Annotated in this window: 21 protein-coding genes, 1 tRNA gene and 2 pseudogenes; 11 read left to right on the forward strand and 13 right to left on the reverse strand. The window is 66.0% G+C overall.

All coding sequences use genetic code 11. From position 1 onward, the window contains the following. The first annotated feature begins 68 nt into the window (after window positions 1–68). Together ACHZD8_RS06900 and ACHZD8_RS06905 are read left to right on the forward strand one after the other, a co-directional pair. On the forward strand, window positions 69–830 hold the full coding sequence (locus ACHZD8_RS06900) for a tyrosine-type recombinase/integrase (protein WP_394769451.1): 762 nt from the start codon (window positions 69–71) through the stop codon (window positions 828–830). Window positions 831–938: 108 nt separating this feature from the next. Beyond that, on the forward strand, window positions 939–1,262 hold the full coding sequence (locus ACHZD8_RS06905; protein ID WP_394769452.1) for a tyrosine-type recombinase/integrase: 324 nt from the start codon (window positions 939–941) through the stop codon (window positions 1,260–1,262). Here the strand turns inward: ACHZD8_RS06905 and ACHZD8_RS06910 are convergent. From ACHZD8_RS06910 to ACHZD8_RS06935, 6 genes and pseudogenes are all read right to left on the reverse strand, one after another. Further along, the gene (locus tag ACHZD8_RS06910) at window positions 1,237–3,405 is read right to left on the reverse strand and encodes a DEAD/DEAH box helicase (protein ID WP_394769453.1); all 2,169 of its coding nucleotides are present in this window, start codon (window positions 3,403–3,405) and stop codon (window positions 1,237–1,239) included. The two genes, ACHZD8_RS06905 and ACHZD8_RS06910, sit on opposite strands and share 26 nt — an antisense overlap. After that, window positions 3,381–4,267 (reverse strand): annotated as a pseudogene (locus ACHZD8_RS06915) (DUF1837 domain-containing protein). The gene ACHZD8_RS06910 and the pseudogene ACHZD8_RS06915 overlap by 25 nt, the downstream one beginning before the upstream one ends. A gap of 304 nt (window positions 4,268–4,571) precedes the next feature. After that, window positions 4,572–4,643: transfer RNA gene (locus ACHZD8_RS06920), tRNA-Arg, on the reverse strand. 39 nt (window positions 4,644–4,682) lie between these two features. Next, a complete protein-coding gene (locus ACHZD8_RS06925; protein WP_394769455.1) occupies window positions 4,683–5,180 on the reverse strand; it encodes an HNH endonuclease in 498 nt (165 codons plus the stop codon). A gap of 645 nt (window positions 5,181–5,825) precedes the next feature. Next, window positions 5,826–6,566 (reverse strand): C40 family peptidase, encoded by a 741-nt coding sequence (locus tag ACHZD8_RS06930; protein ID WP_394769457.1) that lies wholly within the window; start codon window positions 6,564–6,566, stop codon window positions 5,826–5,828. Between the two features lie 198 nt (window positions 6,567–6,764). Then, entirely contained in the window at window positions 6,765–7,457 is a 693-nt protein-coding gene (locus ACHZD8_RS06935) for a metal-dependent transcriptional regulator (RefSeq protein WP_394769459.1), read from the reverse strand. Window positions 7,458–7,562: 105 nt separating this feature from the next. Between ACHZD8_RS06935 and serC the strand changes: the two genes are divergently transcribed. Both serC and ACHZD8_RS06945 read left to right on the forward strand, forming a co-directional pair. Then, entirely contained in the window at window positions 7,563–8,675 is a 1,113-nt protein-coding gene (gene serC, locus ACHZD8_RS06940) for a phosphoserine transaminase (protein ID WP_394769460.1), read from the forward strand. 75 nt (window positions 8,676–8,750) lie between these two features. Continuing rightward, window positions 8,751–8,912: a DUF2530 domain-containing protein gene (locus ACHZD8_RS06945; RefSeq protein WP_246142238.1), complete on the forward strand. Its 162-nt coding sequence runs from the start codon at window positions 8,751–8,753 to the stop codon at window positions 8,910–8,912. 144 nt (window positions 8,913–9,056) lie between these two features. Here the strand turns inward: ACHZD8_RS06945 and ACHZD8_RS06950 are convergent. Together ACHZD8_RS06950 and ACHZD8_RS06955 are read right to left on the reverse strand one after the other, a co-directional pair. Continuing rightward, window positions 9,057–9,449, reverse strand: a pseudogene (locus ACHZD8_RS06950) (DUF3027 domain-containing protein); the annotation flags it as partial. Continuing rightward, window positions 9,433–9,813: a cold-shock protein gene (locus ACHZD8_RS06955; RefSeq protein WP_147782473.1), complete on the reverse strand. Its 381-nt coding sequence runs from the start codon at window positions 9,811–9,813 to the stop codon at window positions 9,433–9,435. The gene ACHZD8_RS06955 and the pseudogene ACHZD8_RS06950, both read right to left, overlap by 17 nt. An 87-nt stretch (window positions 9,814–9,900) precedes the next feature. On the opposite strand from ACHZD8_RS06955, the gene ACHZD8_RS06960 reads away from it, so the two are divergent. The 3 genes from ACHZD8_RS06960 (at window position 9,901) to ACHZD8_RS06970 (ending at window position 13,984) form a co-directional block, all read left to right on the forward strand. Next, complete coding sequence (locus ACHZD8_RS06960; RefSeq protein ID WP_394769462.1) at window positions 9,901–10,182, forward strand: hypothetical protein; 282 nt, start codon at window positions 9,901–9,903, stop codon at window positions 10,180–10,182. Window positions 10,183–10,230: 48 nt separating this feature from the next. Then, complete coding sequence (locus ACHZD8_RS06965; protein ID WP_394769464.1) at window positions 10,231–12,105, forward strand: helicase-associated domain-containing protein; 1,875 nt, start codon at window positions 10,231–10,233, stop codon at window positions 12,103–12,105. Between the two features lie 211 nt (window positions 12,106–12,316). Next, window positions 12,317–13,984: a DNA repair helicase XPB gene (locus ACHZD8_RS06970; RefSeq protein WP_394769466.1), complete on the forward strand. Its 1,668-nt coding sequence runs from the start codon at window positions 12,317–12,319 to the stop codon at window positions 13,982–13,984. A 9-nt stretch (window positions 13,985–13,993) separates the two neighbouring features. Here the strand turns inward: ACHZD8_RS06970 and ACHZD8_RS06975 are convergent, their stop codons facing one another. Genes ACHZD8_RS06975 through ACHZD8_RS06990 form a run of 4 tightly spaced genes read right to left on the reverse strand, consistent with a single transcriptional unit; the run spans window position 13,994 to window position 17,303 of the window. Then, window positions 13,994–14,734 (reverse strand): pyrimidine reductase family protein, encoded by a 741-nt coding sequence (locus tag ACHZD8_RS06975; RefSeq protein ID WP_394769467.1) that lies wholly within the window; start codon window positions 14,732–14,734, stop codon window positions 13,994–13,996. Further along, window positions 14,731–15,543, reverse strand: coding sequence for a dihydropteroate synthase (folP, locus tag ACHZD8_RS06980; RefSeq protein WP_394769479.1), 813 nt, complete (start codon window positions 15,541–15,543; stop codon window positions 14,731–14,733). The genes ACHZD8_RS06975 and folP overlap by 4 nt, the downstream gene beginning before the upstream one ends. A 55-nt stretch (window positions 15,544–15,598) precedes the next feature. Further along, window positions 15,599–16,828 carry an NAD(P)/FAD-dependent oxidoreductase gene (locus ACHZD8_RS06985; RefSeq protein ID WP_394769469.1) on the reverse strand — a complete coding sequence of 410 codons (1,230 nt, stop codon included), beginning with the start codon at window positions 16,826–16,828 and terminating at the stop codon, window positions 15,599–15,601. A gap of 40 nt (window positions 16,829–16,868) precedes the next feature. Then, a complete protein-coding gene (locus tag ACHZD8_RS06990) occupies window positions 16,869–17,303 on the reverse strand; it encodes a hypothetical protein (protein WP_394769471.1) in 435 nt (144 codons plus the stop codon). An 89-nt stretch (window positions 17,304–17,392) separates the two neighbouring features. Here ACHZD8_RS06990 and ACHZD8_RS06995 point away from each other — a divergent pair, with 89 nt between their 5' ends. The 4 genes from ACHZD8_RS06995 to ACHZD8_RS07010 all read left to right on the forward strand — a co-directional run bounded on the left by ACHZD8_RS06995 (window position 17,393) and on the right by ACHZD8_RS07010 (window position 20,889). Beyond that, window positions 17,393–18,064 (forward strand): helix-turn-helix transcriptional regulator, encoded by a 672-nt coding sequence (locus tag ACHZD8_RS06995; RefSeq protein WP_394769473.1) that lies wholly within the window; start codon window positions 17,393–17,395, stop codon window positions 18,062–18,064. Between the two features lie 63 nt (window positions 18,065–18,127). Continuing rightward, window positions 18,128–18,820, forward strand: coding sequence for a response regulator transcription factor (locus tag ACHZD8_RS07000; protein ID WP_147781813.1), 693 nt, complete (start codon window positions 18,128–18,130; stop codon window positions 18,818–18,820). A gap of 46 nt (window positions 18,821–18,866) precedes the next feature. Next, window positions 18,867–20,522, forward strand: coding sequence for a sensor histidine kinase (locus ACHZD8_RS07005; RefSeq protein WP_394769475.1), 1,656 nt, complete (start codon window positions 18,867–18,869; stop codon window positions 20,520–20,522). A gap of 79 nt (window positions 20,523–20,601) precedes the next feature. Then, entirely contained in the window at window positions 20,602–20,889 is a 288-nt protein-coding gene (locus ACHZD8_RS07010; protein WP_394769477.1) for a WXG100 family type VII secretion target, read from the forward strand. 92 nt (window positions 20,890–20,981) lie between these two features. Here the strand turns inward: ACHZD8_RS07010 and ACHZD8_RS07015 are convergent. Further along, the coding region (locus tag ACHZD8_RS07015; protein WP_394769478.1) for a TCP-1/cpn60 chaperonin family protein at window positions 20,982–21,519 on the reverse strand (538 nt) is incomplete at its 5' end.

Consider the following 21,519-nt stretch of genomic DNA (forward strand, 5'->3'; position numbering starts at 1 on the left):
GCCCGCATCCACCCGGCGTCGGTCGTCCGTTTTACTCTGGTGCCGAGCTCGAGTAGATCGGAGTGACGATGGGTTCGATCACGGCCTACGAGACCGCCATGGGCAAGCGATATCGGGTGCGGTTCCGCAAGCCGGGCCACTCGCAGACGGACAAGCGCGGCTTCCGCACGAAGCGGGACGCCGAGCTCTTCCTCGCCTCGACCGAGGTGAAGATGGCGATCGGTGAGTTCATCGATGCCACCGCCTCGCGCATCACCATCGAGACGCTCGGAGTGCCCTGGGTCAAGGCTCAATCGCACCTCAAGCCGAGCTCGTTCGCCGTGATCGAAGTCGCCTGGCGCGTGCACGTGCAGCCCAAGTGGGGATCGCGCGTGCTCGGCGAGATCCGTCACAGCGAGGTGCAGAAGTGGGTGAGCGAGCTGTCCGCGACCAAGAGCGCGACCGTCGTCATCCGCGCGTATGGCGTGCTCGCGGGCATCATCGACATCGCGGTGCGCGACCGCCGGCTCCCGACCAACCCGGCCCGCGGCGTCAACCTCCCGCGCAAGGCCGGCAAGGCGCGCCACTACCTCAGCCACACCCAGGTGCAGCTGCTCGCCGACCAGTCGCGTGCGAACGGCACGCTCGTGCTCTTCCTCGCCTACACCGGACTCCGCTGGGGCGAGGCGGTCGGCCTGCGAGTTCGCAGCGTCGACATGCAACGCCGTCGCGTGCGCGTGGAGGCGAACGCTGTCAACGTGCGAGGGACGATCTTCCCCGGCTCCCCGAAGAGCCACGAGGCGCGCAGCGTTCCGTTCCCCGCGTTCCTGGCCGAGCCGCTCGCGAAGTAGTGCGAAGGCAAGCGCCGGGATCAACTGGTCTTCGGATCCGGCGACGACTACATCCCGACGCCCACTCCCAAGGATGGCTGGTTCGCCGGAGCCCGCCGGCGGTCCTCCGTGATCGACCAAGACTTCCCTCAGGGACTCACCGTGCACGACCTTCGCCATACTGCCGCGTCGCTCGCGATCTCGGCCGGCGCCAACGTGAAGGCCGTGCAGCGGATGCTCGGGCACGCTTCCGCCGCAATGACGCTCGACACTTATGCTGACCTCTTTGACGATGATCTGGATGCCGTTGCGGAAGCACTGGATATCGCGAAGTCAAGAATCGACTCGAGGGGCACTCTTGGCATGCTCCACGAATTGATTCCGTTCGAACACTCTCGCAAGCTGCCGGCAAAACACCCTTTGCCGCCTACATCGTTTGAAGCGCCCGAATGACTAGTCCCTCCTCAAAGCGATCAAGCCTTGTGAGCAGATCAGGATCCATGTTCTTCAGATTCGCGATCAATTCATCCAGAGTGTCGTACCTAGGGAGGCGATAAGAAAGCTTTCGCGAAACTTGGACAGGAATCCCAAACTCTTCCAACGACATCAGCATCGGCGGGAGGAAACCTGATTCGACCCGAGCGGCGTACCCGAGGAAGTTCCCTGGCGCCATGCCCCTGCGAGGGAGAACTTCCTTCACGATGCCATCCAGGGCACGCAGCAGAGCGGGCAGATTGTGGTCAACCCAAAACCTTAGAAAATCGAAAGCGGTCTCGATACGGTCATCGGCTGATTCGCCGGCTCCCCACCGATCAGGATTTTCCGTGAAGATGTCGATTACCGCCTTGATATCGCCATCGGCGGTGGCAACTTTGTTGACGAAAAGGGTTAGCTGATCGGACGATCGGGCTCCGTGATTGCGGGAGTTGTCGGGGGGTATGAAATCCCAAATCAACTTGATTGCTGCCTTCAGTTGCTCGTATTTAGGGTATGCAGAGTCCCATTGATAGCTGGCCAGTGTTTCTTTGGGCGCCGTGAACAGATACTCAGCGAGCTCAATTTGCGCTTCAGGCTCAACGCCTAGATTCTGAATCAACATCGCTTGGGAGAGCGTCGACTGTTCCGTAATGGTCTTGAGCCGCTCGCGCGTACGCTCCGTGCGCTGGTCCTCCTGTATTGACAAGAGAAGCGAGCTGGGCGCCGCGTCACTCTGCGTGATTCCGGGAATGTCAATATCGGGGAGCGGGCCATCTGGCTCCGGGTGGAAGAGGTAGATCTTCCCGATGAAATGCTTCAGCATCCGGCCGGCGCGGCCTCGAATGTTCGCAAAAGTAAAATAGTCATAGGCGCTGTTAGCAATCTTCTTATCGAGAATGATTATGCTTTTTGCGCGCGTATTCACACCCTCAATCAGCGAGTTTGTACAGACCAGAACTCCCAGGTCGCCGTTGTTGAAGCCTTCAACTACTGCCTGTGCCAGCCATCTAGGCAATCGCCCGTGGTGGGCTCCAATTCCCCGCCTCAGTCCATTCGGCAGACTCCATTGCGGACTGTAGTTCGCTGAAATCCAATCTGCAGCGAGCGACATGCCTGGCCCGTACTGCCGATTACTCGCCGAATCAGTTAGCCATTTCATAACCTCCCGCACACGCTTGGGGCTCTGACAATAGATCAGCGTTGGTTCAGTGGTTTCAGAAAGAACACGCTCAATCTCCGCTCGACGTTGATCGTCGTTCGCACCAGAGAGATGAATAGTGTCTGCAGCCACCGTTGCGTAGTCAGTTCGAATGAAGGCCGCCGTGATGTTAGCCGGAAGTAGGTGATCCAAAGCTCGAATAGTGGGTCCGGCGAGATAGAACTGCGCGCCCGTCCCTAGTAACCTCCGCAACGCTTGGTTCAGCAGCGCTGATCGACCAGTTAACGTATCGTTCGAGCCCTCATCGGACAGTTTGTAGAACTCGTCGATGAAGAACAAGTCGACGGGTGGAGTACCTTCAAGGGCGAAGTATCTCTCCTGGGTCAGGACGAAGAGGTTTTTGGCTTCGAAGCTTTGTCCGGGATGGGTAATTATCTTGTAATTTCCGAACCTGCTGAGCCGCCTTCGGGTCTCGTCCATCAACGCAATCGTTGGCACGATGATCACGATGTTTTGATAGTTGTCGGTCGCTATTAGGGAATCCACAATCAGGCTCTTCCCGAAGCTGGTGGGCGCGGAAAGGATCACGTTTTCTCTATTTAGCAGCCGCTGATATACCTGCGCTTGAACCGAATGGAAGACGACATCTTCCAGTCCCTCAGGACGGTGCATTTCCATGGCGATCGCGTCGCGCAATGCCAACTCAGCGGACGACGGCCGACCCTCAAGGTCCAAAATGTAGGGGAAAAGACCGTGGTCACGAGCTAGCGCTAATAGGAATCCCTTCTCGCCAGAGAACTGATCTGCGCGATCAAGTGCGCGGATGACCAGATCGATCGTTTCCGCGGTTCGTCCTTCGTTCGATACCATCTCCGCAATGTCAGCGAGTAGCGAAAACGAGCCGTCACGAAAATCTGCCTGGCCGAGCCTTTCCTTCAGGCTATCAATGTCCCCTGCCATGACTTCAACCTCCTGTCGAAGGCATCAATTAGCTCCCTTTTTGACGCCATTGGCATCAGAATCAGTTCAACGCGCACCTTCCGCGGCAGTTCCGTCTTAGCCAGTGTCAATTTGAAGTCGTTCCATTCGTCCGTGAGTTGTGCGCGAATGTCCGAAAGGTATGCGTCGGTAGTTGCGACATGCCGCAACGAGACGTCACTATCGAATGTGATAAATACGGGTATCACCACGCTTTCGAATACCTCGTCCAAAGACACGCGGCGCGCGAGCAATGCGCGGATCGTCGCTTCGTGCTTCCAACCAACGGGTATCTTGTCGCTAATCGCCGCAAACTCGCTTCGCAAATATCCGCTACTCAAGTGGAGCTTCAGCTCATCAATCACGGCCTTGGCCGCCGCGGTGCTGTCCTTGTAGACTTCGATTCGCCCAACCAAAGCTCGAGGCTGGGTGAATCGGCACTCGAAGTCGCAAGTTCCACGACGTGCACCGCGTCAAAGCCCTTGACGGTGTCGTTCGCCGCGTCTTTGAAGTACAGACGAGATATCACTTTCTCGCTCTCCATGAACCGGCGAAGAATAATGTGAAGAAGCAGTTCACCAATCTCGCCGCGGCGTTGGTACTTTTCGGTGATGTACATCCGACTCAGTGCTTTTTGGAGAAGAGCAACGGAGTTGGCTTGACCGAATCCGCGCAACTCCTCGGGGGTGAGGATCCAATCTGTAGCCCACGCAATGAGGTCGAACGTCAGTGCATCAAAGCGCCATGTGCCGTCCTCATATCCCGCGTGAATTCCGACAAGACTCACCACATCCTCCGCCTCGCGGATCACAATCTCGAGAATCGTCTCGGGCACATCTCCCATGTATTGCCTCCATGTCCGCTTGCTCGACTCAAGCTACTTGCAAGTTGAGCGAGTCTGACGAACATTCATCTCATGAGAAACGCGTCGCGTCGCAGCGACCATCGACAAACAGAGACACCAGGGCAAAGCCAACAGCTCGCGGGTGATCGCGCTCCATCCCGACGATCCGCGCCAGCCAATGGTCGACGTGAGCACAATCTGCGCCGTCTCGAGTGTGGGCAAAATGTGGGCAAAACCCGATGTGACGGGCCATCCGAGATCCAAAACGAGCCCCTGACCAGCAATTTTGTTGGCGAATTGGAGGTGCCCCTGGAGGGACTCGAACCCCCAACCGTTTCCTTAGGACGGAACTGCTCTTCCATTGAGCTACAGAGGCTGGCTCAACGAGTTTAGCGGGTGGGGGCGCGCGCGGCTGTCAGGCGGCGGGCGCCAGGAACTCTTCCCACTGCTCCTCGGCGCGCTCCACCCCGCGCACCAGCCACGCCGTGCCGTGCGGCGGCTTCGGCCGCACCCGCAGGCTCCAGCCCATCTCGCTCGGCGTGCGGTTGCCCTTGGCGTTGTTGCAGTGCAGGCAGCAGGCAACGAGGTTCTCCCACGAGTCCTGGCCACCGCGCGAACGGGGCATCACATGGTCTATCGTGTTGGCCGAGCCGGCGCAGTAGGCGCAGCGCTGCCCGTCCCGGCGCAGCACCCCGCGGCGACTCACCGGGATCAGCCTCGTCGAGGGAATGCGCACGTAACGGGTGAGCAGAATCACCGACGGGCGATCGTAGGAGCCGGACGAGCCCCAGACCGGATGTTCGGCGTCCGCCGCGATGATCGTGGCCTTCTGATTCATCACGAGCACGAGTGCTCGCTTGAAGGACACCACGGCGAGGGGCTCAAAGCCCGCGTTGAGGACCAGCGTGCGCATTCTCATCCTTTCGAAAACGCCTGGACGGCTTCCAGGCAGTTCGATGCACCCTGACTATCTGAGAGTTCGGAGAACGCGGCCAATAAAAAAGGCACTGTCGAAGACAGTGCCTAACTCGATGGCGCGAGGGTGACCACGCGCCGCTGACTGCAGTGCCGTATGAAAAAGAGCGCGCGCGCATCCACGGATTGGATGGCTCTCGTTCCTGACATCGGCTCTCCCGAAAAATCAACTCTCAGAATTGCAAGAATCTAAGGGTAACCCAGAATTTTGGCGCTTTTGAGCCTTGGCGCGCCGGACCGCCAACCGTTAACCAGCCGTTAGCTCGCGGCGGGGCGCTCCGCTGCCACTCAACCGTCACCAAGTGCTCGCTCAGCGCCCCCAGCCAGCAGTTACTGACGGATGACCGGGACGGAGGAGCGCAGCAAAGCGGCAGGGCCACTCAACCGTCACTAAGTGCTCGCTCAGCGGCCCCAGCCAGCAGTTTGCTGACGGATGACCGGGAGGGGAACGCGCAGCAAAGCGGCAGCGCCACTCAACCGTCACTAAGTGCTCGCTCAGCGGCCCCAGCCAGCAGTTACTGACGGATGACCGGGAAGGGCCGGTGCAGCACCGGGACGGGGAGGAGGCAGCTAAGACAGGTGGCTAGATGCCGAGGCGCACGAAGAAGACGTCGGAGGTCCAGATCGCGCGGACACCCACCGATCCTCCGGGCTTGGGCGCGTCGAGCACCATGTTGTTGCCGGCGTAGATGCCGTCATGGGCTCCGCCGTAGAAGATCACCAGGTCGCCGGGGCGGGCATCCGCCTGGGAGATGACGGTGCCGGACTGCCCCTGCACCCGGGCGTTGTGGGCGAGGCTGATGCCCACGTGCGAGTAGAGGAAGAGCACGAACCCGGAGCAGTCGAAGCCGGCCGGCGTCGACCCCCCGTAGACGTACGGCGTTCCGACGTATTTCATGCCCTCGGCGAAGATGCCGTCGAGGCTGAACGAGGGAAGTCCGGGGCTGATGGCCGTTCCGCGTGTGGCGGCGACCGTCTTGACGGTGGCCTTGGCGGCCGCGATCTTCACCGCGGAGGTGGCGGTGTACGCGTCGCGCTCCACGGCGCCGACGGCCACGGCGGGAGTCACGTTGAGCGTCTGCGCGTTCGCGTGCACGAAGTTGAGCTGCTCGGTGACCGCGGCGGTATTGCGGGCATCCGCGCTCTCGTTGGAGGCGTAGGCCGGGATCGCGAGAGTGGCGATGAGGCCGGTCGAGACGGCGATGATCACGAGCTTCAGCGGGCCGCCGCGGTGGCGGAGGCGCGAAAGATTCTTCTGCCTGGCCGGGGTTTCGAGCTTGGCGGGTAATTCGTGCGACGTTCCGCGTGGTTCTAGTTCGGTCAAGAGTTCGACTCCTGCGTCCCGACGACTCTAGGCAGTCGCCCCATCCCTTTCGCTCATCGAGTGCATTCTCGGAGGCTGCAGGTTGGATGTGAGACGTTGCAGTTCCGGGCCCAGTTACCGCGTTTCGGGTGGTGTGGACCTGCCTAGGCTACGGGACCGTTACCCTTTTGTCACCTTGCGTTCACCAGTTGGGGAGAATCAGATGCCCACGTAGACGTGAATGGCGACCTCGTTCGGCAGCTCGAGACCGTCCTCGTGCCCCTCGACTTCGACGAGAACGTAGGAGCCGGCCGCCGAAAAACTCGCCTTCGCACCCGGCATTACGCCGGCCGCGCGCAACTGCTCAAGCAACTCCACCTCGTACTGCACCGGCTCGCCCAGGCGACGGATGACGCCCCGCACCGGTCCGACCGCCCCGAGAACGAAGTTGACGATATTCACCACGCCGTCGGAGAACTGGCCGACCGCGTGGTCGCCCAGCTCGTCGAGTCCCGGGATGGGGTTGCCGTACGGCGAGTGGGTGGGATGCTCAAGCAGCTCGATGATGCGTCGCTCCACCGACTCGCTCATCACGTGCTCCCAGCGGCAGGCCTCCTCGTGAACGAGGGTCCAGTCCAGGCCGATCACGTCGGCGAGGAGCCGCTCGGCCAGGCGATGCTTGCGCATCACGTGCACGGCCTTGCTGCGGCCCTCCGGAGTGAGCGCCAGGTGGCGGTCGCCCTCCACCACGACGAGGCCGTCTCGTTCCATCCGTCCCACAGTCTGCGAGACGGTGGGGCCGGAGTGCCCGAGCCGCTCGCTGATGCGCGCGCGCAGGGGAAAAATGTTCTCTTCTTCGAGCTCGTAGATGGTGCGCAGATACATCTCTGTGGTGTCAATGAGATCGGTCATCGTCGCCTCCAGCTCGTGCGTGCATCTCAGGTAAGCCTAACCTGCGCTCGGTCGGCAGAATTCCTGAGCCACGGGCGGCGAAACGGCGGCAATAGACTTGGCGACATGCCGGAATTGACGATCCCCACCGACCTCCTGCCCATCGACGGACGCTTCGGCTGCGGGCCGTCCAAGGTTCGGCCGGAACAGCTCGCCTACCTCGCCGGTGCCGGGGCCGCCATCATCGGCACCTCGCATCGCCAGGCGCCGGTGAAGAACCTCGTCGGCCGGGTGCAGGCCGGCCTCGCCGACCTGTTCAGCATCCCGGACGGCTACGAGGTCGTGCTCGGCAACGGCGGGTCCACCGCCTTCTGGGATGCCGCGGCCTTTTCGCTGATCGAGAAGCGCAGCGAGAACCTCACCTTCGGTGAATTCGGCGCCAAGTTCGCCCAGGCCGCATCCGCCCCGTTCCTCAAGGCACCCCGCGTGATCGACGCCCCGGCCGGGTCGCGCAGCGAGGTGGAGGTCGCCTCGGGCATCGACGTCTACGCCTGGCCGCACAACGAGACCTCCACCGGAGTCATGGCGCCGGTCACCCGCGTCGCCGGGGACTCCGGCGCCCTCACCGTGATCGATGCCACGAGCGCGGCCGGCGGCATCGACTTCGACGCGTCGCAGGCCGACGTCTACTACTTCGCCCCGCAGAAGAACTTCGCCTCAGACGGTGGCCTCTGGCTCGGACTCTTCTCCCCCGCCGCCCTCGAACGCGTCGAGCGCATCGCGGCGAGCGAGCGCTGGATTCCCGAGTTCCTCAGCCTGAAGAACGCCGTAGACAACTCGCGCCTCAAGCAGACCCTCAACACCCCGGCCCTGTCCACGCTGCTGCTGCTTGAGAACCAGATCGACTGGATCAACGGCAACGGCGGCCTGAAGTGGGCCAGCGCGCGCACGGCCGAGTCGTCATCCGCCCTCTACGACTGGGCGACCGCCACCGAGTACGCCACCCCGTTCGTGCAGAACCCGGAGCACCGCTCGCAGGTGGTCGTGACGATCGACTTCGATGAGTCGGTGGATGCCGCGGCCGTCGCCAAGACGCTGCGCGCCAACGGGATCGTCGACACCGAGCCGTACCGCAAGCTCGGACGCAACCAGCTGCGCGTGGCCACCTTCACCGCGATCGACCCGGATGACGTGCGCAAGCTGATCGCGTGCATCGAGTTCGTCGTGGAAGGCCTCTAGCCCGTGCGGCTCTGGCTGAAGGACTCCGAGCGCCGGCCGGATCCGTCGCCGGTGAAGACCGACGACCGCAAGGCGATGCTCGTGGGCGTGAGCCTGTGGCTAGTAGCTCTTGTCGTGCTCCTGGCCGTACTCGGGCCACTCCTCGCCGCCGGCAACGGCCTCTGGCTGTGGACCTGCGTCGTCGGAATCGCCCTCGGACTCGTCGGAATCCTCTACACCAACTGGCGTCACACCTAGCTCGAGCTCGTCGTCGTCTTCGATGTGGTCGTCGAGGGAGTTGCCCAGCTCGGGGTCGACGGCCTCGTCGATGTCGACGCCGTCGAGATCCCCGCCGTGCAGCACATCGCTGCCGAGGTCGTCGTCGTCGTCTTCGTCTTCGTCTTCGTCGTCGTCTTCGTCTTCGTCTTCGTCTTCGTCTTCGTCGTCGTCCGACTCGTCGGCCTCGGCCGCCTGAAGGTCGGCGAGACGATCCACCCACGGAATCCAGGCCGGCGACAGCAGCGCGTCGTCGCCGGGGGTGAGCTCGGTCTCGAGCGCGCTCGCCTCGCCGTCGACGTGCGCGATGCTCACCGTCCAGCGCCAGCCGGGGTAACCGGCCAGCAGGGTGTCGAAGTAGACGGTGACGACGCCGTCGCCCAGGTCGATCGACCCGGCCGGTGCGCCCACCGAGGCGGCAGAGGTGATCTCGAGCAGGGCCGTGCGGCCCAGTTCGAAGTCGGCCGGTGTCGCGGCGGTCGACTCAGGCACTGTGTCCAACTCAGGCATCGAGCTCATCCGCGACCTTGCGCAACATGGCGGCAATCGTCTTGCCGTGCTTGTTGTCGGGGTAACGACCGCGCTTGAGGTTCGTGCCGACGCCGTCGAGGAGCTTGACGAGGTCTTCGATGATGACAGCCATGTCGTCGGCCGGCTTGCGGCTCAGCTTGACGAGGCTCGGCGGAGCCTCCAACACCCGGACCGAGAGCGCCTGGGCTCCCCGCTTGCCGTCGGCGATGCCGAACTCGAGCTTGGTTCCGGCCTTGACCGTGGTTCCCGCTGGGAGGGCGGACGCGTGCAGGAAGACTTCCTGGCCATCATCGGAGCTGATGAAGCCGAAGCCCTTCTCGTCGTCGTAAAATTTGACCTTGCCGGTTGGCATGGCAATACCTCTTTCGCTTAGACCTAGCTGTAAGCCTACGGGCAGTCGGGGGGCCTTATCCTTGTCACTGTGGCAAAAGAAACCCCAGTGACCATTCATCGTAACGAACGTGTGCTCGCGTACATGATCGTGGCCGTGATTGCCGTCGCGATCCTCGACCTCATCGGGGTTCTCATCGCCGCCGCGGCCGGAGCCAAATCCATCTGGCCGATCTTCGGGGTCTTGCCGCTCATCGGACTTCCGCTGGGAATCCTGCTCATCGTGGCACTCACGGTGATCAGCGCCCGCCGACGCAGTGCGGAGGCCAGGGCCCAGCTCGAGGCCGAGCGGTCGGCCAAGCCGAAGCCACGACCCAAGTCCAAGAATTAGCCCAACCGCCCGGCGACGCCGCCGGACATCGACTCACATTGAGGGCCCATGAGCAACACCCTGTCGCTCGCCTCACGGCTCCGCGCCATGCCGGATGCGGAACTCGCGCGGGCGATGAACGACCGCGGCGTCGGCACCGCCGGAATCAAGGACTTCTTCGACCTCGCCGAGGCGTTTCTCGACCGCACGTCGATCCAGCAGACCCTGACCCGGCTTGACCGGCAGACCCTCGCGGTGCTCGCGGCCGCCGGCCAACTGACCGACGAGGCCGGAGCTGCCCCGGACGCCGCAAGGGTCGAGGCGCTCCTGTCGTCGATCGCGGGCAGCGCCCCCACCCTCGAGGTGATCGTCGAACGCTCGGACAAGGCGCGCGCCATGCTGCTGCTCGAGGAGCACCCGCTGACGGTCGCCCCCTACGACAGCGTGCGCGAGCAGCTGCGATCGTGGCCGGCGTTCGGCCTCCCCGGCCTCGCCGACCTCGCTTTCGCGACCCCGCCGGCCGCGCTCGAACCCGTGCCAGACGTGGATCGCAGGTTCATCGACCGGCTGGGCGCCGAACGCGCCTTCGCCGCCACGACCGCGATCACCGAGCTGCTCGTCGAGATCGAACGCGATCCGGCCCGCGAACTCGCCAAGGGCGGGGTGGCCCTTCCGGACAGCAAACGGCTCGCCAACGCGATGTCCGTGGATCTCGAGTCGGTCGCCAACCTCCTCGCGGTGGCCGACCGGGCCGAGCTGGTGGCCCGCGAGACCGGATCCTGGATGATCACCGAGGCAGGCGCATCCTGGCTGCTCGAATCCTCCGGGGCCCGCTGGGCCGTGCTCGCCGGAGCCTGGTTCGGTCACCTGCCCGGCGACATCCGCACCCTCCTCGGCGAGCGCACCCACGCCGTGTGGGGCCAGGGGCTGCGGGGCTACGTCGACTGGTTGTACCCGGCGGGCGGCGACTGGATGGACGAACGCATCACGGTCTACACGCGAGACGCCGAGCTGCTCGGAATCACCGCGAACCAGGCCCCCACCGGGCCCGGCTCCCTGCTGCTCGGCGACGGACTGGACGACGCGGCGACCGCCATGGCGGCGCTGCTGCCCGCCGAGGTGGAGCAGGTGTACCTGCAGCACGACCTCTCGGTCGTGGCGCCCGGGCCGCTCACCCCCCGGGTGGATGCCCGGCTGCGGTCGATCGCGGACGCCGAGAGCCGCGCCCTGGCCTCCAGCTACCGCGTGTCAACCTCGAGCGTCAACCGCGCGATGGCCTCGGGCGAGACCGCCGAGTCGATCCTGGACTTTCTGCGCAGCATCTCGCTCACCGGCATCCCGCAGCCGCTCGACTACCTGGTCGGCGAGGCCGCCGCCCGCTACGGGCTGGTTCGGGTGGGCGTGGTCGATGCGCCGGGCACCGAGGCGAGAAGCTATCTGCGCTCCGATGACGAGCACCTGCTCGGCACGATCATGGTCGACCAGAACCTGTCAGCGCTCGGGCTCATCCGCCTCGACGCCGGCCGCCTGGAGAGCCGGTTCTCGCGCGACGTCGTGTTCTGGTCGCTCAGCGATGCGCGCTACCCGATCGCGGCGGAGGATGGGGCCGGGGAGATCATCGCGCTCCGGCGGCAGCGCACCGCGCGGTCGGCGGCCACCGGGGCGGTCAACCCCGTCGAGACGCTGATCGAACGCCTTCGGCTCGGCGGCGAGCCGGAGGAGGGTGAGGCCGGCCAGGCCTGGCTCATCCGCCAGCTCGATGTGGCCATCAAGGCGCGGTCCGCGCTGACAGTGAGCGTGAGCATGCCCAACGGCTCGGTGATCGATTACCAGCTCGAGCCGACGAGCGTGGCCGGCGGGCGGTTGCGCGGGCGGGACAAGAAGTCCGCGATCGAGCGCACGCTGCCGCTCGCCAGCATCGCCGGCCTCGGTCCAGCCCTCTGAGTTCGGCTCGGCATCCTTCCGTGGGTGCCGCCAGGGCGCACCGGCGAGCGGCGGCGCATAACTCCGGCAGAAATTCTGGCCCACCGGTTGGCGCCCCGGAATCCCGGGCGCCGGGCACCCCGCGGCACAATTCTGCAGGAGTTATGCGCACTGTCCGGTTGTGTCCGGTCGGGCCGTCCGCGCTGCCAGCACCGTGACCTAGGCTTGTCGGGTGAATACGGCAGCGGGTCCCCTGATCGTGCAGAGCGACCGAACCGTACTTCTGGAGGTGGCGCACCCCGACGCCGAGGACGCCAGACACGACCTCGCGGTCTTCGCCGAACTCGAGCGCGCACCCGAGCACATCCACACCTACCGCATCACCCGACTCGGCCTGTGGAACGCCCGGGCGGCCGGCCACACCGCCGAGAACATGCTGGCGACGCTCGAGAAGTACTCCAAGTTCGACATCCCGCAGAGCGTGATCGTGGACATCGGCGAGACCGTGGGCCGCTACGGCCGGCTCGTGATCGAGCGCGACGACGCCGGCACCCTCATCCTGCGGTCGACGGATGCCGCGGTGCTGAGCGAGATCGTACGGGCCAAGCGAATCGCCCCCCTGCTGTTTCTGCCGGACGACCAGAAGGGACGCGGACCGGCGATCGACCGGTACGAGATCCAGGCCTGGGCGCGCGGACAGGTGAAGCAGGAGCTCGTGAAGCTCGGCTGGCCGGCCGAGGACCTCGCCGGCTACACGCCGGGCACCCCGCACGAGATCGCCCTCGATGAGAGGGAATGGTCGCTGCGCGAATACCAGAACCAGGCCGTGTCGAGCTTCGTCGACGGCGGTTCCGGCGTCGTCGTGCTGCCCTGTGGCGCGGGCAAGACCCTCGTGGGTGCCGGGGCGATGGCCACGGTGAAGACCACAACGCTCATCCTCGTCACCAACACCGTCTCGGCCCGGCAGTGGCGCAGCGAGCTGCTGCGGCGCACGAGCCTCACCGAGGACGAGATCGGCGAATACTCCGGCCAGGTGAAGGAAGTGAAGCCGGTCACGATCGCCACCTACCAGATCCTCACCGCCAAGCGGAAGGGCGAATACGCCCACCTCGCGCTACTGAACGCCCTCGACTGGGGCCTCGTGATCTACGACGAGGTGCACCTGCTTCCCGCGCCCGTCTTCAAGCTCACCGCCGAGCTGCAGGCCCGCCGTCGACTGGGCCTCACCGCCACACTGGTGCGCGAGGATGGCCGCGAGGGCGACGTCTTCAGCCTGATCGGGCCCAAGCGATTCGACGCCCCGTGGAAGGAGATCGAGGCCCAGGGCTTCATCTCCCCGGCATCCTGCTTCGAGGTGCGGATCGACCTGCCGCAGCAGGAGAGACTCGAGTACGCGGCCTCCGCGGACGACGAGCGGTACCGGCTCGCGGCGACCGCCCCGGCGAAACTCTCGGTGGTGAAGGAGCTGGTGAAGAAGCACGAGGGCGAGCGCATCCTCGTGATCGGCCAATACCTCGACCAGATCGACATGCTCGCCGAGGCGCTGGGTGCGCCCAAGCTCACCGGCTCGACGCCGATCGAGGAACGCGAGCGTCTGTACCAGGAGTTCCGCGACGGCGTCACGAAGATTCTCGTGGTGTCGAAGGTCGCCAACTTCTCGGTGGACCTGCCGGAGGCCACCGTCGCCATCCAGGTCTCCGGATCGTTCGGTTCCCGGCAGGAGGAGGCCCAGCGCCTCGGCCGGCTGCTGCGGCCGAAGGAGTCCGGCCTGCCGGCCAACTTCTACACCCTCGTGGCCCGCGACACCGTCGACCAGGACTTCGCCCAGAACCGGCAGCGTTTCCTCGCCGAGCAGGGGTACAGCTACACGATCCTGGACAGCGACAACCTCGCCGCCTGACGCGACGCGTCAATGCCCGCGCAGGTACCGCAGCAGCAGCGCGCCCTCGGAGTGCAGCACCTGCGCGAGGCTGAGGTCGCGAGCGGCCTCGAGCGGCCCGCGCGCGATGCGGCCGGAGTCGCCGGCCACGAGCAGCGGGCTCACGGTGAGGCACAGCTCGTCCACCCGGTCGGCCGCAAGCAGCGCCCCGAACAGCGACGGCCCGCCCTCGTTCAGCACCCTCCCGAGGCCACGGTCGGCCAGCTCGGAGACCATCGCCACGACATCCACGGTTCGCTCTCCAGCCACCACCACATCGGCGACCGACTCGAAGCGCGCCCGCCGCTCGGCGGTGGGGCGCTCGGTCGTCACCACGATCGGCCGCACGGGCGCCGCCGTGAAGATCCTCGAGGCGGGGTCGAGATCGAGGGCACCGGTGACGATCGCGAACACCGGATGCGCCGGCCGCCCTCGTTCCGTGCGCCAGTCGGCGGACTCGGTGCTCACCAGCATCGGCCCGTAGCCCTCGGCACGCACGGTTCCCGCCCCCACCAGAACCACGTCGCTCAGCCGCCGCAGCAGCTCGAACACCCTCTTGTCCGCGGCCCCGGACAGTCCGCCGGAGAGGCCGCCGGCCGTGGCCGCCCCGTCGACGCTCGAGACGAAGTTGACGCGCAACCAGCGCTCCGGGGTGGCTCCGAAGGCCTCGAGGAGGTCCTCGTCGCTCACCTCGGCGGCGGGCAGGGGCAACAGCCTGTCGATTCGAGTCATGGTCGGCCCATGTTATGACGCAGGTAGGCGGGCTCCCGCAGCCCGAGCACGGCCTCGGTCATCCGCACCGCCGCCACCGTCGCCGGCACATTGTGCATGCGCACGATCCTCGCGCCCTTCATGATGCAGATCACCGCGGCGGCGATCGAGCCCTCGAGCCGACCGTCCTTCTCCCGGTCCAGGGTCTCGCCGATGAAGTCCTTGTTCGACACGGCCACCAGGGTCGGCAGGCCGATCGCCACGATCTCCTCGAGCCGCCGGGTGAGCTCGAGGGAGTGCAGGGTGTTCTTGTTGAGGTCGTGTCCCGGGTCGATGATGAGCCTCTCGAGGGGAACGCCGGATTCGACGGCCCGTTCGACCCGATCACGAAGAAACTCGATCACCTCGGCGGTCACGTCGCGGTACTCGGGCCGCGGCGGCTCGCTGCGCGGCGGGGCGAGGCTGTGGGTGAGCACGAGGGTCGCCGAAGTCTCGGCGATCACCCCGGCCATCCGCGGGTCGTACAGGCCGCTCGTGTCGTTGATCACGCCGGCGCCCGCCTCGATGCTGAGCTTGGCCACCTCCGCATTGAAGGTGTCGACCGAGATCACCACGTCGGAGGCGGAGCGGATGGCGGCCACGACGGGAACGACCCTCTCGATCTCCTCCTCCAGGGTCACCACCGGTCCCCGACCGAACGGCACGCCGCCGATGTCCACGAGGTCGGCGCCATCGGATGCCGCGGTGAGGGCCGCCTCCACGGCGCGATCGAGGGCGAAGGTCGCGCCCCGGTCGTAGAACGAGTCCGGGGTGCGGTTGACGATCCCCATCACCGCGACCTGCCGGTCGAAGTCGAACGAGCGTGCTCCCAGGGCGCGCCGCACGCTAGAGGCTCTCGAGCGGAACGGACTCGTCGGCGAGCCTCGCCGGGTCGACCGTGTTCGCGCGACGGATGATCCCCTGCACGGCCTCGTTCACGTCCCACACGTTCACGTTCATGCCGGCCACGACCTTGCCGTCGGCCACCCAGAAGGCAATGAACTCCCGCTTGGCCCGATCGCCGCGGTAGACGACGGTGGCTCCCGTGGTGAGCGGCCCGTAGCCGGAGTACTCCATGCCGAGGTCGAACTGGTCGGTGTAGAAGTACGGGATGTCGTCGTACGACACCGTCTCGCCGAGCATCGACCGGCCCGCGGCGGCCCCGCCGCCGAGCGCGTTCGCCCAGTGCTCGCTGCGCAGCCGCCGTCCGATCACGGGGTGGAACGCGTTGGCCACGTCTCCCGCGGCGAAGATGTGCTGGTCGCTCGTGTGGAGCGCGGCATCCGTCAGCACCCCGTTGTCCGTCTCGAGGCCGGCGGACGTCGCCAGCCCCACGTTGGGCACCGCCCCGATCCCAACGAGAACGAGGTCGGCCGGGATGCTCTCTCCATCGGCGAGCACGACACCGGTGACACGGCCGCCCGCTCCAACGATCGAATCCACCACCACCTGTCGGCGCAGCGTCACCCCGTGCTCGAGGTGCATCTCGGCGAACATCGTGCCCAGCTCGTCGCCGAGCGCGGCCGCGAGCGGGATCGCCTCCCGTTCCAGGATCGTCACCTCGTTCCCCAGGGTGCGGGCGGTCGCCGCCACCTCCATGCCGATCCAGCCGGAGCCGATCAGCACGAGCCGCCTTCCGCCGTCCTGCAGCTCGGCGCGCAGGGCCTCCGAGTCGTCGATGGTGCGCAGGTAGTGCACCCCGTCGAGGTCGGCCCCGGCGATCGGGAGCCGTCGAGGAGTGGAACCGGTCGCGAGCAGCAGGGCGTCGTAGCCGACGCGTTCGCCGTCGGCGAGCGTCACGCTGCGGGCGGCGGGGTCGAGGGAGGCGACGGGGCTGCCCGTGCTGACCTCCACGCCGTTCTCGCCGTACCAGTCATGGGGATGCACGAAGACGGTGTCGATCGCGTCCTTGCCGCTGAGGTAGTCCTTGGAGAGCGGCGGGCGGATGTACGGATGGTGCCGTTCGCCCGCGAACAGCCGGATGCTCCCCTCGAATCCCCCCGCGCGAAGGGCCTCGGCGGCCGAGGCCCCGGCCAGCCCGCCGCCCACGATGATGAAGTTCTCTTGACTGGTCATGTCCGGCTCTCGATTCGGTTCAGTTCAGCTCAGTTCGACCCTATTCCGGATGAGCCGCCGCGGCGCGGGAGACGGCCAACCGATTCAACGCGAGAGCGGCGAGCAGCAGCCCGAAGTCCCTGAGGGCCACGTCGAAGAAGCCGGGAACGAGCAGCAGGTTCACGATGATGCCCAGAAGCCACGCGGTGACGAGCAGTGATCCGAAGCGCGGCGCGAAAAGCACGGCGAGGCCGGCGACGATCTCGACCGCTCCCACCGCGTACATGAATTGCTGGGCGGTGAGCGGCAGCACGTCGGTGACGATGGGCGCCAGATACCGCGGCCAGTTCGTGAGCAGGTTGAAGAACTTGTCGAGCCCGAACACGATCGGCGCCACGGTGAAGGCTGTCCGCAGCAGGACGAACGCCTGCCATTGTGGGTTCCGGCGCAGCCGACCGCGCTCGGCGACGGTGACACTCGGCATTGAGTTGATCATGATCGTTCCTTCCAAAACGTCTTTTCCTGACTTTAGAAGCGTCCGGATTCTTTTGTCAAGATCTTTCTTTTTAGAGTTAGGGTTGGATCGTGAACGAACGGATGACGGCCCGGCTGTCCGCCCTTGCCGCGGTGAGCGACCCCCTGCGGCGAGCCCTCTTCGACTTCGTCCGGCGCAGTGGCACACCGGTCAGCCGCGACGACGCCGCCGCTGCCGTCGGCATGCCCCGCAGCACCGCCGCCTTTCACCTCGATCGCCTGGTGGACGAGGGAGCCCTCGCGGTGGAGTTCAAGCGGGTGGGCGGCAAGACCGGGCCGGGATCCGGCCGGCCGTCGAAGCTGTATCGCCCGGCGTCCGCAGAGCTCAGCGCCTCGGTGCCCGAACGGGACTACGAACTTGCCGGCGAGCTTCTGGCGGCGGCGATCGAGCAGGCGGACCGCAGCGGCGAGCCGGTGCGGCAGGCGCTCACCCGCGTGGCCGTCGAGGCGGGTCGCGAACTGGGCCGACGCGCCGGATCGCTCGAGGCCGCCCTCGACGACACCGGCTACGAGCCGACCGACGATGGCGCCGGCGGAATGGTGCTCACCAACTGCCTCTTCCACCAACTGGCCACGAGCCACACCGAGGTGATCTGCCACGCGAACCTCGGACTGCTCCAGGGAGTCGCGGAGGGCGCCGGCGACGTCGAGCACGACATCCGCTTCTCTCCAGCCGACGGCCGCTGCTGCGTGCAGATCGCCGCCCGCAGCCGGGCGGAATAGTAGTGGAGAAACCGCGCTAAAAACACTCAGGATTCACCCAGCCAATGCGCAGATACTGGTGCCATGAGCGACGGCCCGAAAATTCTCATTGTCGATGACGAACCCAACATCCGCGACCTTCTCACCACCAGCCTGCGATTCGCCGGCTTCGCGGTGCGCGCGGTCGGCAATGGCGCGCAAGCCATCTCCGCCGTGCTGGAGGAGGAACCCGACCTGATCATCCTCGACGTCATGCTGCCGGACATGAACGGGTTCGGGGTGACGAAGCGGCTCCGATCGAGCGGCTACACCTCCCCCATCCTGTTCCTCACGGCGAAGGACGACACCGAGGACAAGATCACGGGCCTCACCGTGGGCGGCGACGACTACGTCACCAAGCCCTTCAGCCTCGACGAGATCGTGGCACGCATCAAGGCGATCCTGCGGCGCACCATGGCCGACGAAGAGGATGCCGTGATCCGCGCCGGTGAGCTCACCATGGACCAGGACACGCACGAGGTGACGATCGGCAGCGAGCAGATCGAGCTGAGCCCCACCGAGTTCAAGCTCCTGCGCTATCTCATGCTCAACCCCAACCGCGTTCTCTCCAAGGCGCAGATTCTCGACCACGTCTGGGAGTACGACTTCAACGGCGACGCCGGCATCGTGGAGAGCTACATCTCCTATCTGCGCCGCAAGCTCGACCAGTATTCGGAGGAGCCGGTCATCCAGACCAAGCGTGGCTTCGGATACATGCTGAAGGCAGCCAGAGTCTGACGGGGTACAGGACGCGGCCAGTTTCTGGCCGTAACCTAGCCTTCTGATGCAGGATCAAGTCGCCGGCTGGTGGAGCTCCGTCTCCCTCCGCACCAAGATCACGGGTGTGACCGTGCTTTTGGTGACCCTCGGGCTTCTCGTGGCCGGCGTGGGCACGATGACGGTGCTGCGCAACTACCTGCTCGACGACGTGGACAAGCGCATCGTCACCTCCGCGCAAGGCGTGACCTCGATCTCCGGAACCGGCTCGTCCACCTGCGAGCAGACGGCCGGGCCCAACAACTACTACTTCGCGGTGCTCGGACCCGACGGCGAGTTTCTCTGCAGCAACAAGAAGATCTCCGACGACAAGCCGAACGTGGGCGACCTGTCGCTGAGCAGAGTGGTGCGCATGGCCGGCGCCCCGTTCACGGTCTGGGATTCGGATCACACGAGCCAGTGGCGGCTCGTGGCGATTCCGGTGAACGTGCCCAAGACCGGCGCGTTCCTCACCCTGATCGTGGGGCAGAGCCTCGACAACAACAACGACATCATCGGGCGGTTCCTCGCCATCTTCCTCGGCTTCGCGATCTCGGTGATCGTGCTGAGCGCCGCGCTCACCAGACTGCTCGTCACCTCCACGTTCGCGCCCCTGCGCGAGGTCGAGGCGACCGCCGCGGCGATCGCCGACGGCGACTTCAGCCAGCGCCTCCCGGGCGCCACCCCCAACACCGAGGTGGGCCGGCTCAACCGTTCGCTCAACACCATGCTCAGTCGCATCGACCGGGCCTTCGCCGACCGCGCCCGCACGATCGACCAGATGCGCCGCTTCGTCGGCGACGCCAGCCACGAACTCCGCACGCCCCTCGTGTCGGTGCGCGGCTACGCCGAGCTGTACCGCATGGGCGCACTGCAGAAGCCGGAGGATGTCGCCCAGGCGATGGAGCGCATCGAGAAGGAGGCGATCCGCATGGGCGGCCTCGTCGAAGACCTGCTCGAGCTGGCCAGGATCGACGAGGCCAAGCCGCTCAAGCTCGGGCCGGTGGACCTCGTGCCGATCGCACACGACGCGGCCCTCGACGCCATGGCGTCCGCTCCCGACCGCGAGGTGACCGTGATCGTCTCCGACGCGCCGCCCGCCGAGGCGGAGCGCGCGGAGGAGCAGGAGGCCGTGCCGGTCGGCGCGACCGGACCCGTCGGAGCCACCGGCCCCATCGCCTTCGCGGGTGCCCAGCTCGCGCGGCTTCGCCGACGTCCCGGCCGGGCCGGCACCCAGCGCGCGGCCACCCCCACCGAGGTGCACCAGGCGACCGTGCGCTCCGCGCCGGCGGTGGTGCTCGCCGAGGAGAACAAGATCCGCCAGGTGGTGACCAACCTCATCGGCAACGCCATGCGCTTCACCCCGGCCGGCAGCCCGCTCGAGATCGTGGTGCACGTCGATCCACAACAGCGGGTGGGCATCCTCGACGTCGTGGACCACGGCGAGGGCATCCCGCCGCAGATCCGCGACAAGATCTTCCAGCGGTTCTGGCGCGCGGACACCTCCCGCACCCGGGAGACCGGCGGCAGCGGCCTGGGGCTCGCGATCGTCTCCGGAATCATCGCCTCGCACAAGGGCAAGGTGCTCGTGCTCGAGACTCCGGGCGGCGGCGCCACGTTCCGCATCATCCTTCCCCTCCTCCCCGACGACTACTCCGCCCCCGCCGCTCCCTCCGCGCCGTAGGCTCGTCCGCCGCGCGGCCCGACGCCGTACCGTTCGATCGACCGGGAGCATCCCGGCACTCGAGATCGGGAGGCAGCACGTGCGCTACCAGGTAGACAGCGAGGCAGTGATCGGCGCGACAGCGACGGTCCGCAACAGCATCGCCCGCATCCAGGCCGAGGTGAACGGCCTGCACGGCCAGCTCACCAACCTGCAGGGCTCGTGGTCGGGGCAGGCGGCGATGGCGTTTCAGTCGGCCGTGACCGAGTGGAAGTCCACGCAGCAGCGCATCGAGGAGAGCCTCGCGGCCCTCAGCCACGCGCTCGGGCAGGCGGGGCAGCAGTACGCGGAGATCGAGAGCTCCAACGCCCGGCTGTTCGGTCGCTGACCGACCACATCGTGACGCGACGGGTCGCCGGCGCAACGAAAAGCGGGCGGCCCCTCGTGAGAGGGACCGCCCGCTTGTCAGCTGGTACGGACTTAGAAGTCCATTCCGCCGGACGGGTCGCCCATGGGTGCGGCGGCCTTCTCCGGCTTGTCGGCGACGACGACCTCGGTGGTGAGGAACAGGCCGGCGATCGACGCTGCGTTGAGCAGCGCGGAGCGGGTGACCTTCACCGGGTCGTTGATTCCGGCGGCGAGCATGTCGACGTACTCACCGGTCGCGGCGTTGAGGCCGTGTCCGGCGGGCAGGTTGCGCACCTTCTCGGCGACGACACCGGACTCAAGTCCCGCGTTGGTCGCGATCTGCTTGAGCGGCGCGTCCACGGCCACCTTGACGATGTTCGCTCCGGTCGCCTCGTCACCGACGAGGCCGGTGAGGGCCTCCGTGGCGAAGGCGACGGCACCGGCCTGGATGAGGGCGACGCCACCACCGGCGACGATGCCCTCTTCGACGGCTGCCTTGGCGTTGCGCACCGCGTCTTCGATGCGGTGCTTGCGCTCCTTGAGCTCGACCTCGGTCGCGGCTCCGGCCTTGATGACTGCAACGCCGCCGGCCAGCTTGGCCAGGCGCTCC

The organism is Lacisediminihabitans sp., from assembly GCF_043726815.1.
Lineage (GTDB): Bacteria > Actinomycetota > Actinomycetes > Actinomycetales > Microbacteriaceae > Lacisediminihabitans.